We start from the raw sequence: 17,777 nt of genomic DNA, 5'->3' as shown, positions 1-17,777 counted from the left end.
GACGGGAGCCCGCCGCCGGCCCCGGCGGAGCCGTCCGGGACCGGCGCGTCCGCCACCGCCCCGGCCACCGAGGTGGTCGCGGCCGACGGTGCGGCGGCCTGGTCGCCGACCGCGGCCGAACGGGCCGCCGTCGAGCACCTGCACCGGGTGGGCGGCGCGGTACTGGCGGCCGGCGTGGGCGGCGCGGGCGCCGTGCTGCAGGCGGAGCTGCTGCGGGCGGCCCACCGGGCCCGGCTCATCGGTCTGTACCGGCCGGCGACGGTCGCGGTGGCGGTGGTCACCCGGATCCGGGCCGCCCGCTCGGGCGAGCCGGACCACCGGCTCGCCGACCTGGTGGCGGGCCTGCGCGAACTGCTCGGTCTCACCGCGGCGCTGGCCCTCCTCGCGGGGGAGCGCTCGACCCCCGCCGCATCCGCTGCCGCACCCGGGGGCACCGCCGCCCGAACGCCCCCTCCGGACGGCCCGGGAGGTCCGGACGCCCACGGAGGCCCGCCGGGCCCGGCCGCCCCGCCCGGGCCGGGCCCGGCCGAGCTGCGCGGGGTGGCTCGCCAGGTCTACGCGCCGGCGGGCGGTCTTCGGCTCTACGGCCTGTTCGCCGAACCGATCCTGACGGCGACCCATGCCGGCGTGCTGACCTGGGCGGTCGACGCGGGTGGCGGGCTGCACACGATGGCCGAGGTGATGCCGCACGGCGACGCCACGGCGGCTGCTCCGCAGGCGGTCGGTGCCGGGAACCGGACGGTGCGGCTGGGGGACGCGATGCTCAGCCATCGCGAGTTCACCCGGGCCGGGCTGGCCGTGCAGGGGGCGACCAGGTCGGCGGCCGGACGGCTCGGGGCGGGCGCCTCGGTACGGGCGGTCCGCGCGGCGGGGGCGGCCTGGACGGCCGGGCCGCTCGCGGGACTCTGGGGCGTACCGCCGGCCGTCCAGGTGGCACGTGCGCTCGAAGCGGCGGCGTCGCCCCCGGAGACCCGGCCCGCGGGCAGCGACCTGCTCTTCCTGGACGTGACGCTGCTCGGCGCGGTCCCCTACGGGCAGGGCGGGGAGCTGCGGCTGCTGGCGGAGTGCGGGGGGACGGTGCTGGCGCTCCGGGCCGCGCACGACCATCCGGGTCTCGCGCACCGGGGCAACCTGGCGCTGCTGGCCACGGCTCCGGGGCTGCGGCTGAGGGTGATCGGACGGCTGGAGCGGTCGGCCCGTCCGGAGCTGCGGCTGCTGGCGGCCGGCGAGCCCCCGCAGCCGTCCGCCGGGCGGGATCCCGCCGAACCGGCGCTCGCGCTGCCCGCCGACCGTGCGGGCCGGGTCAATCTGGGGCTGGAGCGGCTGCAGACGGCCGACCTCACCCTGCCGCCGGCCGGGTCCGACCGGCCCGCCGGGCCGGCGGCGCCCGAGGAGGTGCCTCCGGCCACCCCGGTGCACCTGCTCGCCCGGCGGGTGGAGCAGGCGGTGACCGGCGGCCGGGCGGCGCTTGCGCTCGGCTCGCGCGCGGTCGGGGGCGATTCGGCCCGGCTGCGGTCGGCGGGGCTGTCCACCGGTGCTTCGTTGCTGGACGGGCTGTTCGCGGCGGCGGTGGACCACCGGCGCGACGTGTTCGGCCGGGTCGTCGCGGACGACCACGACGGCTTCACGGCGGCCTGGCTGGCGGCGGCCTGGTACGAGGAGGAGCTGGCGTCCGCACTCTGCGTGACCGCCTGGAGCGGCCTGGCGGACGCCGGCCGGCCCGGGGCAGGGGCCCCGGCACACCAGCAGCAGGGGGCACTCACGGCCCAGCCATAAGGAAAACTATTTGCATAAGCAGGTATGCCGCGCCGAGTGGCATACTTGGGCGCAGCAGGGCGTTGAACCGGAAGCAGACCCGAGCACGACCCGGTCAGGATCGAAGATCACCGGTCGCGGATCGCGGACCGCAGAGGGAACAGGGAGAGGGCGAGCCATGGGGATCCAGGACGATGCCGCCGAGGTCCGTGCCGGGGGCTGGCGCACGCTCGCCGCGCTGCACGGGCTGATCGACTCGGCACTGGAGAAGGCGCTGCAGGCGGAGCACCGGCTCTCGGTGGTCGAGTACACGGTGCTGGAGGCGCTGTCGCGGCAGGACGGCTGGCACATGCGGATGCAGCAGCTGGCCCGCGCGGCCGCGCTGAGCAGCAGCGCGACGACCCGGCTGGTGAGCCGGCTGGAGGAGCGGGGGCTGCTCAGCCGCTACCTCTGCGCCGACGACCGGCGCGGCATCTACACCGAGTTGACCCCGCAGGGGCGCGAACTGCTCAACGCGGCACGTCCGTTGCACGACGCGACCCTGGAGGCGACGCTCACCGGGGCCGCCGACCTCCCCGAACTGGCGCCGCTGGTCCGCGCCCTGCACGACCTGGAGCTCGCCCCGCCGGTCCCCGCCAAGGCCTGACGGGACCCGGCGGCGCCCGGCGGCCCGTGCGCCGCTTCCGCCGGGCCGCCGGGACCGGCGCTCGGCCCCGGGCCCGGTGTGGCGTCCCCCCGGCCCGGGACGGGGCCGGAACGCGACGAGCCCCCGAACGCGACCCGCCGGCCGCGCGCCGGGCTCACTGCCGCGCGGCGACAGCGTCCTGGTGGACCCGGTCCAGGAGGGCGAGCAGCAACTCCTTGCTGGAGGCGCGCTCCCGGACGTCGCAGAGCACCACCGGCACGCCCGGGTCGAGGTCCAGGGCGCGCCGGACGTCGTCGGGGGTGCAGTCGCGGCGTCCGTGGAAGCAGTTGACGCCGACGGCGAACGGGATGCCGCGCTGCTCGAAGAAGTCGACGGCGGCGAAGCTGGACTCCAGCCGCCGGGTGTCGGCCAGCACGATGGCACCGAGCGCACCGAGGGCGAGGTCGTCCCACATGAACCAGAAGCGGAACTGGCCGGGGGTGCCGAAGAGGTAGAGCACGAGGTCCTCGCGGACCGTGATCCGTCCGAAGTCCATCGCGACGGTGGTCGTCGACTTGCCCTGGACGCCTTCGAGGTTGTCGACCCCGATGCTGGCGCGGGTCATCCGTTCCTCGGTCTGCAGCGGTTCGATCTCGCTGACCGAGCCGACCATGGTGGTCTTGCCGACGCCGAAGCCGCCGGCGACGAGGATCTTGACCGCGCCCGGCACCAGGCTCTTGGTCGTCACGTCGGGTCTCCTGAAGGGGAACTGAGCGGAAGGCGGGAAGCGGAAGCGGGTACGTGCGTCGTCGGGTGCTGTGCGGGGTCCCGAACCGCCGGCCGGAGCCGACGGATCCGGATCCGCCCGGTTCGGAGCCGATGCCCCGGAGCCGATGCCCCGGAGCCGGTGGCCCGGAGCCGTCGGCTCAGAGCCGGCGGACGCCTTCGATCACGGCCTGGATGAGGGCGATGTCCGGCGCCTCGGCGAGCTCGACGGGAGCCCGGGTGAGGATCATCCGGTCCTCGACGAGGTCGTCCAGCAGTACCTTGACGACGCTCACCGGGAGGTCCAGGGAGGCGGCGATCTCGGCCACCGCGAGGGGGCGTTCGCGGCAGAGGTCGATGATCGCCGCCGGTTCGGGCGTCATCCGGCTGGTGTCCGTGCGCGGGTCGGCGGTGACCACCAGGGTGATCAGCGCGAAGCCGTCACGGACCGGCCCGGTGCGCCCGTTGGTGATGGCGTAGGGGCGGACCAGATGGCCGGCGTCCTTGTCGAAGAACCAGGCCTCGTCGGCGTCGACGGTCACGCACCGCCACCCGCGCCCGGTTGGCCGGCGTCGCTGCGCGGTGCCGCGGTGAGGTACTGGCCGACCTGCTTGACCAGCATGTTGATCTCGTAGGCCATGAGCCCGGCGTCGACCGACTCGCTGGTCAGCACGGCGAGCCGGGCGCCCTGGCCGGCGGTCGTGACGAACAGGAACAGCTGGTCCATCTCGATCACGGTCTGCCGCACCCGCCCGCCGTTGAACCGGTGGCCGGCGCCGCGGGCGAGGCTCTGCAGGCCGGACGCGACGGCCGACAGGTGCTCGGCGTCGGCCCGGTCCAGACCCTGGGAGAGACCGACCAGCAGGCCGTCCTCGGAGAGGACGATGGCGTGCCGGGTCTCCGGGACCCGCGCCACCAGCTGGTCCAGCAGCCAGTTGAGGTCGCGCTGGGTGTCGGTGTGCTGCGTCATCACTGCTGTTCCTTAGCTGCGGAGGGTGCGGCCGGCGTGGGGGGCGTGGCCTGCGCCTCCGCGTCGGGTGTCGTCGCACGGGCGGTGCGGGTGCCGCGCTGGATGGCGGCCATGGTGGCCCGCGAGCGCTGCGGCGAGGGGTCGTCGGCCGGCTGTGCGGGCGGGCCGGGCTGCCCTCCGTCGGGGCCGGGGAGGCCGTACGGCGAGGGCGGCCCGTACGACGGGGGCGGCCCGAGGGGGTCGGGCTGCCCGTACGGTGCGCCGACAGGGTCCGACGGCGCCGCGGGGGACGGGCGGCCGAACCCGGCGCCGGGGCCGTGCGCCTCGCGCAGCTGCTCGGCCAGGCTGGCGTTGCGGACCCGCTGGGGCAGGATGCGCGGGGTGCGCAGCTCGCCCTCGGGGCCGTGTTCCAACGGCTCCTCGTCGGCCCGCTGGTGCGTGGGCGTCGCCGCGACGGGCGGGGCCGGGGCCGGGGAATCGGGCCCCGATGCGGTCGCCGGCGTGAACACGGACGCGACCGCGGAACCGGCCACGGACTCCCGCCCCTGCACGGCCGACCCGTGCACGGCCGACCCGTGCGCGTCCGGTCCCGGCGCGCCCGTCGGGTCGCCGTACGGCCGGGGGAGTGCGGGCCGGGCCACGACCACCGCGCCGGGCAGCCCGGGGATCGGGGACCCCACCGGCAGGCCGCCGTCGGCCGCCGGGTCGTGCTCGCCCCGTGCGCCGCCGTCGGGGTAGCGCGCGAGCAGCTCGCCGATCACCAGGCCGCCCTGGGCGCCGCCGCCGACCTCACCGCCTACACCGCCGACACCGCCGGCCGGTGTGCCGCCACCACCGGTGCCGCCGTACGGGAGGCCACCGAGCGCCGGCTGCGGCGCCTCGCCGACGTCGCGGCCCCCGCCGGAGGCGCCGGCCACCGGCCCGGACCCCGCTCCGGCCACCGGCCCGGACCCCGGCTGCCCGCCGAGGCCCGCGTCCGCCCCGCCGCCGGCCGGCCCGCCCGGTCCCGAACCGGCCCCCGAACCTGCCGCCACCGCCCCGCCGCCCGGCAGGGGCGTCCGGGTGACCCGGGCGCCCGAGGGCAGACCGGGGACGGCGGCCGGCTGCGCGGCCTGCTCCAGCAGCACCGCCGGCACCAGCACCACGGCCCGCGTCCCGCCGTAGGGGGAGGGGCGCAGGGTGACCTGGATGTCGTGCCGGGCGGCCAGCCGGGCGACCACGAAGAGCCCGAGCCGCAGGTCGTCGCCGAGCGCGGAGACGTCCAGCTCGGGCGGGTTGGCCAGGTAGTCGTTGAGCCGCTCGTACTCCTCCTCGGCCATGCCGAGGCCGCGGTCCTCGACCTCGACCGCCAGCCCCTTGGGGACCTCCTGCGCGGAGACCTGCACCTGGGTGTACGGAGGGGAGAACGTGGTGCCGTTCTCGATCAGTTCGGCGACCAGGTGGATCACGTCGGCGACCGCCTGGCCGCTGAGCGAGCTGCGCGGCACGCCCTGGACGACGACCCGGGAGTAGTTCTCGGTCTCGGAGACGGCGCTGCGCAGCACGTTGACCATCGGCACGGCGTTGCGCCAGCGCCGGGCGGGCAGCGCGCCGCCGAGGATGACCAGGTTCTCGGCGTTGCGGCGCATCCGGGTGGCCAGGTGGTCGACGGCGAACAGCTCGCGCAGCAGTTCGGGGTCCTCGTGCTCGCGCTCCAGGGCGTCCAGCATGCTGATCTGACGGTGAATGAGGATCTGGGTGCGCCGGGCGATGTTGAGGAAGACCTTCTTCGTCCCCTCGCGCCCCTGGGCCTGGCGGACGATCGCGGCGACGGCGGCCTGCCGGACGGCGGCGAGGCCGTCGGCGGTCCGCTGCACCTCGTCGCCGGCCCGCCGCGACGGCGCCCAGGCGGGCGGGATCGGGACCGACTCGCCGGTCTGGAGGCGGGCGACGATCTGCGGGATCTCCTGCTGGGCGAGTGCCAGGGTCTCGGCCTGCAGTCCGGCGAGCCGGTCCGGCAGGACGCGGGCGGCGCGGATGCCGCGGGCCAGGCTCCAGAGCAGCACGGCGGCGACGGCCGCGCTGCCCGCGTACACGGCGGTGCGCTCGCCGGCGTCGCGCAGCAGGTGGACGGCATATCCCCAGGCGGCGGCGAGGCCGAGACAGGGGACCACTACGAGGGCGAGGAGCGAGCTGCGGAGGGAGCCGGACCGGCCGGCGCGGTGGCCCGTCCGGGGGCCCGATATGCCTGGCATCTGATTCCTTGTAGCAGGGCCGAACGACGGTTGTCCGTGTGCGGTGCGGCCGCGGCCCCGGAGGGCGGCGCGGCCGGCGGTGCCCGGAGGGTTGCCGGAGGTGGTGACGCGCACCCACCGTCCGGACGGGATGCAGCACGGCCGCCGACTGCAGGCACGCTACCAGCCCCAGGTGCCCTGTCGGCAACATCAACTGACGATATGTGAACAGTTGATCACCGGATCGCCGGGGGTTCGGGAGGCGGCCGGATCGGCCGATCGCGCTGGTCGGCGGAGGTCCGGGAGGCGCCCGACGGCTCTCCGGCGGCCGGGGTCCGGTCGCCGGAAAGCCGTCAGGGACAGGTCAAAAACGGGTATCCTACGGGACCGCTCCGGCCCTCCCTGACGCGGGGTCAGCCCGCCAGCGGCATCCGCAGCACGGCCGCGGTCCCCATCTGCAGCTCCGACTCCGCCCGGGCCTCGCGCTCGGCCGCCTCGGTCCACGCCCAGCTCGCCGGGCCGGCGAGTTCGGCGGACCACTGCTTGCCGTAGGTGCCCGAGGCGAACTGTCCGAGCCGCAGCCGCTGGACGTCCGAGGTGCCGGCCGGCGGGTAGATGTGGGTGGCGTCGCGCAGGTAGCGCTCGATGTGGAACTCCGCCTGCAGGCCGCGCGCGGCGTGGATCTCCATGGCGTTGCGGGCCGAGTCCAGCGCGTACTCGGTGTTGATCAGCTTGGCGTTCATCAGCTCGGCATCGCACGCCCGGCCGTGGTCCAGCAGGTGCGAGGCGTGGTACGCGGCGAGCTTGGCGGTCATCAGCCGGGACTGCATCTCGCCCAGCTTCAGCGCGATGTTGGACAGTTGGGAGAGCGGCTTGCCGTAGAGCACGCGTTCCTCGGCGAACCGCACGGTGTCCTCGACGATCGCCCGGTGGATGCCGAGCGCGACCGCGGCCAGGTTGAGCCGTCCGTACAGGGTGGACGAGGAGTAGGCGACGTCCAGGCCCTGGCTCTCCTCCCCGAGCCGGTTGGCGGCCGGGATCCGGCAGTCCTCGAAGACGAGCTCGCCGAAGCTGAACCCGTGCAGCCCGCTCTGCGAACCGAGCGCGCCGGTCCGGAACCCCGGGCGGTCGCTCTCCACCAGGAACGCGGAGAGCCCCTTGCTGCCGGGGCCGGTGCGCAGCACCACGCCGTGCACGTCGCCGATGTGCGAGTTCCCGACGAACCACTTGCGGCCGTTGAGCACGTACTCGTCGCCCTCGCGGTGGGCGGTGCCGATCATGCCGAGGACGTGCCCGCCGGACTCCGGCTCCGTGACGGCGATGGTCGGCATCGCCGCCCCGGAGGCGAACCTCGGCAGCCAGTGGCGGCGCTGGGCGTCGGTGCCGAAGTGGAGGACCTTGGCGACACCGAGCTGCGAGGCCTGCGTCATCGCCCCCATGGCGCCGCTGATCCGCGACAGCTCCTCGACGATGACGGTCTTCGCGAGGTGGCCGAGCCCCAGCCCGCCGAACTCGCGCGGGATGGTGACTCCGATCCAGCCCCGGCGGGCGATCTCCCGCGCGAGTTCGAATTCGACCTGACGCTCGGCTTCCATTCGGGCGACCTGCGGGCGCACTTCCTTCTCCGCGAACTCGCGCACCTCCGTACGGAGGCTCTCGTGCCGCTCGTCGGTGAAGTAGTCCATCGCCATGCCGGGTCCTCTCGGTTCGGTTCGTTCGGGGGTTGTGCCTCCGTCCGTGCAGCCGATCCGCTGCGGCCGCCGAGGAGTGGGGGAGTGACGGTGGCGGCCTGATGCCCCTGTGCAGCCGGTGCGTGCGGAAGTGCCGGCGGTGGCCCACGCTGCCCATGGGGACCGCCGATTTTCGGCAGGGCTCATTGTCATATGTGGCTCCAAGGTGCTCTACGGAAGATCTTCGATTGGCGTGAACCGGATCGCCCAAGGACGGAAGAGGATTGAAGAGGTGGGAAGCGGGGAAACGATCTCTTCCGCCTTTTCCGGGACCGCTCTTCTGCGGGTTCCCGTTCCGGTTCCCCGCGCGTTCCCGTCCGGCAGCCCGCCCGTTCCCGCCCGGAGGCCCCCGCGCCGCCTCCGTGTCCACGTGCCGGTTTGACGGAACATCAGCAGGCGAGAAGGGGAGGGCCGGGAGCGCGGAAAGCGTCTGATGTCTGATTACATGTGCGCCATGACTGATGTGATGAGCACTCAAGGCCAGTTCCCGGGTGCCGCCGGGGAGTCAGAGCGGACCCGCAGGCTGCGCAGCCTGGGTCTCAACGAACCCACGGCGGACGAGGCCTTCGACCGCTTCGCCCACCTGGCCGCCAGCATCACCCGCGCCCCCATCGCGATGGTCAACTTCATCAACGACGAGCGCCAGATGTTCCGGGGGCTCTACATTCCGCCAAACTCGACCGAGGCCGTGGCCGAAGAAGGGTCCTCCTGGGCCGACCGCGGCATCGCCTTCGACCTCCCGACGCGGGAGATGCCGCTGAGCCACGGCTTCTGCCCGCACGTGGTCGCCCAGCGTTCCCCCCTCGCCCTGGACGACATCCTCGCCTACCCCCGGTTCGCCGGGAACCCGGTCGTCGACGAACTCGGCGTGCGCGCCTACCTCGGCGCTCCGCTCGTCGACGACACCAACACCGTCATCGGCACCGTCTGCGTGCTCGACCGCGAACCCCGCCAGTGGGGCCGCGAGCGCCTGCGCGACATCCAGCACCTCGCCGAGGCCCTGCTCTCCGAGATCCGGCTGCGCGACAACCTGCTCGCCCAGCAGCAGGAGATGTTCGCGGCCTTCGACGGCTCGCCCTTCCCGATCATGCTCACCGACGGCCCCGGCCAGGAGATCCGCTACGCCAACGCCCAGCACGCCGACACCTTCGGCGCCCCGGCGGCCTACGGGACCGTCGGCCAGGCCTACCCCCAGCTCGGCGCCGCCGGCCTCCAGCAGGCGGTCTCCGAGGCCTACCACACCGGCCGCACCGCCGTCCTCAACGACGTCCGCGTCCAGTCCCTCCGCCCCGAGGCCCAGCGCATCCAGCAGATCTTCAGCTTCACCTGCACCCCGCTGCGCACCGCCCGGACCGGCCAGGTCACCGGTGTGCTGACGGTCGGCATGGACGTCACCGCCCAGTCCCGCACCGAGGAGGAGCTGGGCACCCTGGCGGCGCTCCTGGTCGACCGACTGCAGCAGAACGGCCCCTCCCCGGTCGGCCGTCCCGGTCTCGGCACGGGCGAGACCGGACTCGTCCTGCCGGGCTGAGCACGGTCGCCCGGAACCCCGGCTCCACGTGCGCGTCACCCCCGTACCGCGTACGCCCCACCGGAGTTCCGCGCACCCACCGTCCGGCCGGGCCGCGCGGTCACCGCACCGCGGCCACGCGCTTCGGCCACCGCACCGCGGCCGCCCGTCCGGCGGCCGCCCGACCGCCGTCCTCCCGACGGCACCGCGTCACCGTGGCGGGGCGCCTCTCACCCCCGAGGAGAGGCTCCCCGCCACGGTGCTGTCCGGGCACGGGAGACGGCCGGGGACCGTCCCGGCCCGGCCGGGGCGGTCGAGCCGGGTGCCGGCCCCCCGGGAGGCGCCGGGTGGTGCGACGGTGCTGTCCGGGTGAACCGCCCGCCGCCGCCCCGCCGGGGACACCCGCCCGGCCGCACCCGGTGGTAGGCATGGGCCGCATGCAGTGGTTCGCCGCCCCCGAGTACTGGCTCAGCAGACTGCTCGTGCAACGGCTGCTGGCCCTCCTCTACCTGACCGGCTTCCTCGCCGCGGCCCTCCAGTTCCGCGCCCTGACCGGCAGCCGCGGCATGCTCCCGGTGCCCCGCTTCACCGCCCGCGTCCCGTTCCGGCACGCCCCCGGCCTGTTCCACCTCCACTACAGCGACCGCTTCTACGCCGCCGTCGCCCGGGGCGGCGCCGCGCTCTCCGCAGCCCTGGCCGGCGGCCTCGGCGACGCCGTTCCGCTGTGGGCCTCGATGCTGTGCTGGACGGCGCTGTGGGTCCTCTACCTCTCGATCGTCAACGTCGGCCAGACCTGGTACTCGTTCGGATGGGAATCGCTGCTGCTGGAAGCGGGCTTCCTCGCCGTCTTCCTCGGCAACGCCGACACCGCCCCGCCCGCCCCCGTGCTGTGGCTGCTGCGCTGGCTGGCCTTCCGGGTGGAGTTCGGCGCCGGACTGATCAAACTGCGCGGAGACAGCTGCTGGCGCGACCTGACCTGCCTGCGCTACCACCACGAGACCCAGCCCATGCCCGGACCGCTCAGCTGGTTCTTCCACCACCTGCCCGACCCGCTGCACCGCGTCGAGGCGGGTGCCAACCACCTCACCCAACTCGTCGTCCCGGTCGGCCTGCTCCTCCCGCAGCCCGTCGCCACCTACGCGGCCTGCGTCGTCGTCGCCACCCAGCTCTGGCTGGTCGCCTCCGGCAACTTCGCCTGGCTCAACTGGCTCACCGTGACGATCGCCCTCGCCGCGGTCGACCCGGCCCGCCTCGGCCTGCCCGTCCACCCGCGCGGCCACGGTGCCGCGCCCGTCTGGTTCGAGGCCCTGGTCCTCGCCCTCACCGCCGGCATCCTCGTCCTCAGCTACTGGCCGGTCCGCAACATGCTCTCCCGCGGCCAGGTCATGAACCGCTCCTTCAACGGCCTTCACCTGGTCAACACCTACGGCGCGTTCGGCAGCGTCAACCGCACCCGGCACGAGGTCGTGGTCGAGGGTACCGACGACCCGGTGGTCACCCGGCACACCGTCTGGAAGGAGTACGGCTTCAAGGGCAAACCGGGCGACGTGCGTCGGCTCCCGCGCCAGTACGCCCCCTACCACCTGCGGCTCGACTGGCTGATGTGGTTCGCCGGCATCTCCCCCGGCTACGCCCGCCCGTGGTTCCTGCCGTTCGCCGCCCGCCTGCTGGTCAACGACCGCGACACCCTGCGGCTGCTGCGGCACAACCCTTTCCCGGACCGCCCACCGACCCACGTCCGGGCGACCCTCCACCTCTACCGGTTCACCGATTGGCGCGAACTGCGGCGAACCGGCGCCTGGTGGAACCGGACGGCGCTCTACGAGTACCTCGCGCCGGTCGACCTCGCCGCCCTGGCCGGAGCCGGCCACCACCCCCCGCCGGGGCACGGCCCGCGGCGCGCGCGGCGGCGCCCCGGGGAGCGCTCCCGGGACGAGCGGCGGGCGACCGGGTGAACGGAGGGCGCGGGCGCCACCCGACCGGCCCTCCCGGGTGGCGCCCGGGCGGGCGGTACGGCACGCCACACCCGCCCGGGGGACGGTGGGTGCGTGCATGGCTCGAACGGGCACCCGTATTCTTGGCCTCCGACCGGCAGCCCGACCGCGCGCCCCCCAGCCCCTCCCGCCGGGGCCCACCGCGCACCCGGACCGCCGCCCCCTCGCCGCCAGCCCACGCCCCGCCGCAGCCGCCCAGAACCGGACCTCACATGACAGTGCTTCACTCCCGCAACGCCGACGCGGCCGACGCAGCCGGCTCCGCAGACGCCAAGGACAGCAAGGCCGCCACGGACACCACGGACGCCGCGGTCCCGGCCGGGACCGACCTCCGCGAGGACCTCGGCCGCTACGCCGAGCTCGGCGCGTTCACGCTCACCGCCGACACCCACCCCTGGTACGCGGCCCTCGACACCGTCGCCACCCCCGAGGACGCCCGCGCCGCGTCCACCGTCCTCGCCGAGCTGCGCGGTCACGACCTGCAGCAGGTCTGGGACGACGTGAGCGTGCTCGCCGCCGACGTCAAGCTGGAGGCGCCGGACACCGTCGGCAAGACCGCCGTGCTCGTCGAGATGCTCCAGCTGGTCCACCGCACCTCGACCGTCCTCGTCCCCGCCGCCTACGACGCCGACCTCGACGCGCTGGTCGCCGCCACCGCCGACCGGGCCTGGCGGCGCGAGCGCGGCGTCAAGCTCTCCTGGCTGCGCGGTCGCTCGCTGCGCAAGCAGGCCACCGCCCTCGCCACCTCCGCCCGCGCCCGGACGCAGGACCTGCACGAGGCGCTCGCCTCGGCCGAGGTCGAGCGCCGTGCCTGGTCGGCCCTGGCCCCCACCGGCACCCTGCCCACCGCGCCGTCCGACGCCGCCCTGGCCCACCGCACAGCGCAGACCTTCGAGGCCATCAACACCGGCGTGCGCGAGCTCGCCCGGCTCCTGCCCGGCCAGGACCTCGACGCGCTGTCCTTCCCGGACCTCGTCGACCTGGTCGACCGCCTCGCCGCCGACGAGGGCACCCTCTACCGCCTCCCCACCCTGCGCGGCCTGCGGGCGACCCTCGACGAGGCCGGGCTCGCCGACCTGCTCACCGAGCTGGCCGCCGCCCGCGCCGACCGCCGTGCCGCCGAGGCCGCCCTCGCCGCCCGCCAGGCCCTGGCCGGCGGCCAGCGCGACGGCCTGGCGCAGGCGGAGTCGGAGACCGGGACCGGGACCGACGAGCGGGAGGCCGCCGCGACCGGGGCGACCGAGGTGACCGAGGTGACCGGGGCGGACGACGAGGCCGCCGCCGCGCCGGTGGCCGAGACCGACGCCCAGGCGGAGGCCGGGACCGGGACCGCCGCCGCGCCGGCGGACGCCGAGGTGAACGCGGAGGAGCCCACGGCGGAAGAGTCGAAGCCGGAGGCCCCGGCCGACGACCAGCCGCTCGTCGTCACCCTCCCGGCCCCCTCGCCCGCCGCCGACGACCTGGTCGGCACCACCCAGGCCCCGCCGGCCCAGCCCTCCGCCCCCGAGGCCGAGACCATCGACCCGGCCGAGGCCGAGGCCGAGAGCGAGCCGGAGACCGAGGTCGCGCTTGCGGTGGAGGTCGTCGCGGAGGCCGAGGCGGTCATCGTCGCCGAGGCCGTGGCGAAGACGGCCACCGACCCCGAGGCCGTTGCCGAGACCGAGACCGAGACCGAGACCGAGACCGAGACCGAGACCGAGACCGAGGCCAGGATCGAGGCTGTTGCCGAGGTCGAGCCTGCGGTGGAGGTCGTCGCGGAGGCCGAGGCGGTCACTGTTGCCGAGGCCTTGGCGAAGACGGCCACCGACCCCGAGGCCGTTGCCGAGGTCGAGGTCGCCGTCGAGGCAGAGACCGAGACCGAGGTTGTCGCCGAGGTCGAGCCTGCGGTGGAGACGGCTTCCGAGGCCGAGGCCGGGACCACCCCTGAGGTTGCCGTCGAGACGGAGGCCGAGCCGGTGGGTGAGGCTGTCGCCGCGACCGAGCCGGAGACCGCTCCCGAGGCCGCTGCGCCGGAGGCCGCCACCGAGACCGTCGCGAAGACCGAGAGCAGCACGGCGGCCGGGGTTCCGGCCGAGGCTGTTGCCGAGACGGTCGTGGACACCGCCGCCGAGGAGACGGCCCCGGTGGAGGCGGCTCCCGAGCCGGCTGCTGCCGAGGCCGGGCCGGTGGCGGAGGACGCCGCCGAGGTTGCCACCGAAACCATCGCCGAGACCGAGACCGAGACCGAGACCGAGACTGGGACCGAGGTCACTCCCGAGGTTGCCGTCGAGGCAGTGGCCGAGGTTGTGGAGCCGGTTGCTGTGGCGGCCGAGGCCGGGCGCGTTGCCGAGCCTGCTGCCCAGCCTGCTGTCGAGGCCGAGCCGGTCACGGAGACTGCCCCGGTCGCAAAGGGGGCAAAGACGGCAAAGGCGGCCCGCGCCACCACCGTCGAGCCCGCCCCCGGGCCGAAGGCGGTCGGGCGGCCGGAGAAGCCGGAGTTCACGCCGGGGCGTCCGGTGACCGCGTACTCGGCGGACGAACTGCTCGCGATCGTGCGCTGGATCGACGGGGACGGGATCGCGCGGAGCGACGAGGAGCTGCTCCGCGCCGCCATGAAGGAGCTGGGCTTCGCCCGTCTCGGCCCGCGTATCAAGGAGGCGCTGGGAACCGCCGTCACCGCCGCCCGCGGCTGACGACGGGCTGCACCGGCCCGTACCGGGCGGAAGGCCCCGGAGCACGGCCCCGAGCCGCGCTCCGGGGCCTTCCCCGTGTCCCGGCGTCCCCGTGTCCAGCCACCGAAATCCGATTGCCTGTCGGACGTCGGCTGTCGAGACTCGGCGTCGACCCATTGACCCGTCGACCCGTCGACGCATCGATCCGTCGACCCACTGATCCGTTGATCAGTCGATCCGTGGATCCGACGACGAGACGTTCCGGCCGACGCCGACAGAGCGGAGCCCGCCCGTGCCCGAACTCCTGCGCCCCCGTGCACTCGCCCCGGGGGACCTCGTGGCCGTCGCGGCACCTTCGGGGCCGCTGGAGGCCGACGCGCTGCCGTTGCTGGAACGCGGAGCGGACGTCCTCACGGCGATGGGGTTCCGCGTCCGGCGCGCGCCGCTCACCGGGCCGGGGCGCCGTCGCTGGTGGGCGGCCGCCGGGCCGGAGGAGCAGGCGCGGGAGTTCAACCGGCTGCTCCGCGACCCGGAGGTCCGGGCGATCGTCGCCCACACCGGCGGACAGGCCACCGCCGGCTGGCTGGACCTGCTGGACCTCGACGCCGTCCGGGCCGACCCGAAGCCGGTGCTCGGGTGCAGCGACGTGTCGCTGCTCCTGCTCGCGCTGCACTCCCGCACCGGGCTGGCCGGTCTGCACGGCGACATGGCGACATACGGACTCGGCGGCTCCTGGCACACCGCTCCGCGGACGGTGGCCGGCCACGACACCGCCACCACGCTCGCCGACCTCTACCGCCGGGTCCTCACCGACCCGGTGAAGCGGCCCGGACCTCTGCCCGAGCTGCGCGGGGCCGTCCCGGACGGGCCCGGTGGGCGGGAGTGCTGGCGGCCGGGCCGGGCCGCCGGGCCGCTGGTCGGTGGCCTGCTGGGACGGCTGGTCACGCTCCAGGCGACGCCCTTCGCGCTGCCCGCCGAACGCTTCGACGGGGCGGTGCTGTTCTGGGAGGAGGTGGAGCGCCCGCTGTCGGCGGTCTGGCAGGACCTGCACGTGCTCCGGATGTCGGGGGTGCTCGACCGCATCGCGGGGATGGTGGTCGGGGTCCCGCACCGGGTCACCGCGGCCGGCTGCGCCGGGGACGCCCCGGAGCCGTCACTGCGCCAGGTCGTGCTCGACGTGCTCGGCGACCGGCCGCTCCCGGTCCTGGGCGGGACCGAGGTCGGCCACGCGGGCCCCAACCTGCCGCTTCCGCTGGGCATCCGCGCGACCGTCGACTCCGGCGCCCGCACCCTGAGCCTGGACGAACCGGCCGTCGGCCCTTCCGTACCCCGGACCGGTGCACAGGGGGACTGAGGAGAGCCGCCACGTCGTCCGCGCCGAGCAGTGCGCCGAGCAGTGCCCCGAGCCGCGCGCCCCGCCGCGGCCCCCGCGCCGCTCCGTCAGGGCGCCGTCCCCGCACCGGGGCGCAGCGCCCGGGCGAGCTGCCGCGTCAGAACCGCCGGCGCCTCGGCCAGTGACGGTCCGTACCAGGTGAGGTGACGTCCGCTCACCAGGGCCGCCGGGATGCCGGGGAAGGCCTCCGGGCCGTCCTCGGGGGTGAAGCGGTAGGGCTCGTCGGGCAGGACGACCAGGTCGGGGCGGGTGGCGAGCAGGTCGGGGAGGGGGACGGCGGGGTAGCGCTCCGGGCGGTCCGGGTCCTCGGCGTGCGGGAGGCGCAGGCCGAGCCGGTGCAGCAGGTCGCCGGCGAAGGTGTCGTGGCCCAGCACCATCCACGGGCGCCGCCAGATCGGCACCACGGCCCGGCGGGCGGGGCCGGGCAGCGGGCGGAGGCCGGCCCAGGCCGCCTCGGCGGCGTCCAGCCAGGCCGGCCGGGCCAGGCCGCAGCCGAGGGTGAGCAGCCGGTCGAGCGAGGTCAGGGCCTGGTCGAGGGTCCGGATGTCGGTGACCCAGACGGGCAGCCCGGCGGCCCGCAGGGCGTCCAGGTCGGGGCGGCGGTTCTCCTCGTCGTTGGCGATGACGAGGTCCGGGGCGAGTGCCGTGATCCGGTCCACGTCCGGGTTCTTGGTGCCGCCGACCCGGGGGACGGCCAGGCCGGCCGGGTGACTGCACCAGTCGGTCACGCCGGCCAGCAGTCCGGGTGCGGTCGCGGCGACGGCCTCGGTGAGCGAGGGCACGAGCGACACCACCCGCCGCACCGATCCGGATCCCGCCGGCCCGGATCCGGCCGTCCCGGACCCGATCGGCACGGCCAGCCCGAGATCGTCGAGCAGCGGTCCGGAGGGCCCCGGAGAGGCGGAGTTCGAGGTCACCGCCCCAGCCTATTCGGCATGTCCGACGCCCGAAGGGGCAAAGTTCCCGGGAACCCGCCGGGCGCACCGGCCGACTATCTGGTCCGGGTTCACAGGACGAACCCGAGCAAGAGCACCGACCAGGAGAGTTTCTGATGCGTCCTCGCGTCTTCTGCGCAATCGCGGCCACCGTGGCCCTGTTCGCCACGGCCTGTTCCAGCGGCGGTGACAGCGGGAGCGGGGACGGGACGGGCGCCGGCACGCAGTCGGCGTCCGTCGGCGCGTTCCCGGTCAAGGTGGCCGACTGCGCCGGCAAGGAGACCACGGTCAAGCAGGCGCCGAAGAAGATCGTCACCACCGACGCGGCCGGCCTCGAAATGCTGCTCCAGCTCGGCGCCGGCGACCGGGTGGTGGGCACCGGGTTCCCGCCCGGCAAGGGCAGCCTGCCGGCCGCCGTCGCCGAACAGGGCGCCAGGGTGCCCGTGCTGGGCGACACCCTGATCCCCAAGGAGAAGCTGCTCGGTTCCGGCGCCGACCTCTACGTGGACACCTTCGGTCCGATGCCGGGCATGGGCGCGGCGGGCGCCGGGCCGACCGAGGAGGAGCTGAAGGCGGCGGGCATCCAGCACGTGCTGCTGCTGTCCACCGCCTGCGCCGGCGGTGCCAAGGCCGCCCAGGGCCCCCGCACCGATCTCGCCGCGGTCCAGGAGGACGTCCGCCGGCTCGGTGCGGTCACCGGGACGGGCGCGCGGGCCGAGGAACTGGTCGGCGCGATGGAGAAGCAGATCAACGAGGTCAAGAACGCGACCGCGGGCGTACCGGAAGCGCAGCGTCCCGGGTACTTCCTCTTCGACTTCGACGCCGGTACAAAGCAACCGATGGCTGTCTGCGCCAAGCAGGTCGCCAACGCGGTGATCACCCTGGCCGGTGCGCGCAACGTCTTCGCCGACTGCGACGCCGACTTCCGGCCCGTCTCCTGGGAGGACGTGGTGGCGAAGAACCCGGACTGGATCCAGCTCGCGGTGCGCAACCGCGGCAGCGAGGAGGCGAACCGCAAGGCCTTCGACGAGGCCGAGGCGTTCCTCAAGGGCTTCCCCGCGACCCAGGGCCTGAAGGCCGTGCAGGAGGGGCACTTCCTGCGGATCGGCTCCGAGGTGACCACGATCGCCGGGACCCGCACCGCCGAGACCGTGCGGCAGATCGCGGCGACGGTCCACCCGGCGCTCGTCAAGAGCGGGCAGTAGACGATGGCCCGGGCCGCCACCACCGACCGGC

General features: G+C 75.1%; 13 protein-coding genes. 7 read left to right on the top strand and 6 right to left on the bottom strand.

Annotated elements, in window-relative coordinates; translation table 11 throughout:
- A partial coding sequence (locus tag ACFCX4_RS23350; protein ID WP_376145428.1) for a hypothetical protein occupies positions 1-1,776 on the top strand: 1,776 nt, incomplete at its 5' end.
- 157 nt (positions 1,777-1,933) lie between these two features.
- Positions 1,934-2,401, top strand: coding sequence for a MarR family winged helix-turn-helix transcriptional regulator (locus tag ACFCX4_RS23345; RefSeq protein WP_376145426.1), 468 nt, complete (start codon positions 1,934-1,936; stop codon positions 2,399-2,401).
- Positions 2,402-2,555: 154 nt separating this feature from the next.
- On the opposite strand, the gene ACFCX4_RS23340 is transcribed toward ACFCX4_RS23345, so the two are convergent.
- From ACFCX4_RS23340 to ACFCX4_RS23320, 5 genes are all read right to left on the bottom strand, one after another.
- Entirely contained in the window at positions 2,556-3,128 is a 573-nt protein-coding gene (locus ACFCX4_RS23340) for an ATP/GTP-binding protein (RefSeq protein WP_376145424.1), read from the bottom strand.
- Positions 3,129-3,306: 178 nt separating this feature from the next.
- Positions 3,307-3,687, bottom strand: a complete 381-nt coding sequence (locus tag ACFCX4_RS23335; protein ID WP_376145422.1) for a DUF742 domain-containing protein — start codon at positions 3,685-3,687, stop codon at positions 3,307-3,309.
- Positions 3,684-4,115 carry a roadblock/LC7 domain-containing protein gene (locus ACFCX4_RS23330; RefSeq protein WP_376145420.1) on the bottom strand — a complete coding sequence of 144 codons (432 nt, stop codon included), beginning with the start codon at positions 4,113-4,115 and terminating at the stop codon, positions 3,684-3,686. Before ACFCX4_RS23330 ends, ACFCX4_RS23335 begins: the two co-directional genes overlap by 4 nt.
- Positions 4,115-6,349: a sensor histidine kinase gene (locus ACFCX4_RS23325; RefSeq protein WP_376145418.1), complete on the bottom strand. Its 2,235-nt coding sequence runs from the start codon at positions 6,347-6,349 to the stop codon at positions 4,115-4,117. The genes ACFCX4_RS23330 and ACFCX4_RS23325 overlap by 1 nt, the downstream gene beginning before the upstream one ends.
- Before the next feature lie 392 nt (positions 6,350-6,741).
- On the bottom strand, positions 6,742-8,013 hold the full coding sequence (locus ACFCX4_RS23320) for an acyl-CoA dehydrogenase family protein (RefSeq protein WP_376145434.1): 1,272 nt from the start codon (positions 8,011-8,013) through the stop codon (positions 6,742-6,744).
- A gap of 499 nt (positions 8,014-8,512) precedes the next feature.
- On the opposite strand from ACFCX4_RS23320, the gene ACFCX4_RS23315 reads away from it, so the two are divergent.
- From ACFCX4_RS23315 to ACFCX4_RS23300, 4 genes are all read left to right on the top strand, one after another.
- A complete protein-coding gene (locus ACFCX4_RS23315; protein WP_376145416.1) occupies positions 8,513-9,589 on the top strand; it encodes a GAF domain-containing protein in 1,077 nt (358 codons plus the stop codon).
- A 416-nt stretch (positions 9,590-10,005) separates the two neighbouring features.
- Entirely contained in the window at positions 10,006-11,523 is a 1,518-nt protein-coding gene (locus tag ACFCX4_RS23310) for a lipase maturation factor family protein (protein ID WP_376145432.1), read from the top strand.
- A gap of 251 nt (positions 11,524-11,774) precedes the next feature.
- Positions 11,775-14,234 carry a hypothetical protein gene (locus tag ACFCX4_RS23305; protein WP_376145414.1) on the top strand — a complete coding sequence of 820 codons (2,460 nt, stop codon included), beginning with the start codon at positions 11,775-11,777 and terminating at the stop codon, positions 14,232-14,234.
- A 271-nt stretch (positions 14,235-14,505) separates the two neighbouring features.
- Positions 14,506-15,567 (top strand): LD-carboxypeptidase, encoded by a 1,062-nt coding sequence (locus ACFCX4_RS23300; protein WP_376145412.1) that lies wholly within the window; start codon positions 14,506-14,508, stop codon positions 15,565-15,567.
- A gap of 86 nt (positions 15,568-15,653) precedes the next feature.
- Here the strand turns inward: ACFCX4_RS23300 and ACFCX4_RS23295 are convergent, their stop codons facing one another.
- Positions 15,654-16,460, bottom strand: coding sequence for a helical backbone metal receptor (locus ACFCX4_RS23295; protein WP_376145430.1), 807 nt, complete (start codon positions 16,458-16,460; stop codon positions 15,654-15,656).
- Between the two features lie 197 nt (positions 16,461-16,657).
- On the opposite strand from ACFCX4_RS23295, the gene ACFCX4_RS23290 reads away from it, so the two are divergent.
- Positions 16,658-17,746: an ABC transporter substrate-binding protein gene (locus tag ACFCX4_RS23290; RefSeq protein WP_376145410.1), complete on the top strand. Its 1,089-nt coding sequence runs from the start codon at positions 16,658-16,660 to the stop codon at positions 17,744-17,746.
- Positions 17,747-17,777 lie beyond the last annotated feature (31 nt).

It is taken from the genome of Kitasatospora sp. NPDC056327, from assembly GCF_042261735.1.
GTDB lineage: Bacteria > Actinomycetota > Actinomycetes > Streptomycetales > Streptomycetaceae > Kitasatospora.
Note: the sequence above shows the minus strand (reverse complement) of the source record. Positions and strands in the feature narration are given on the sequence as shown.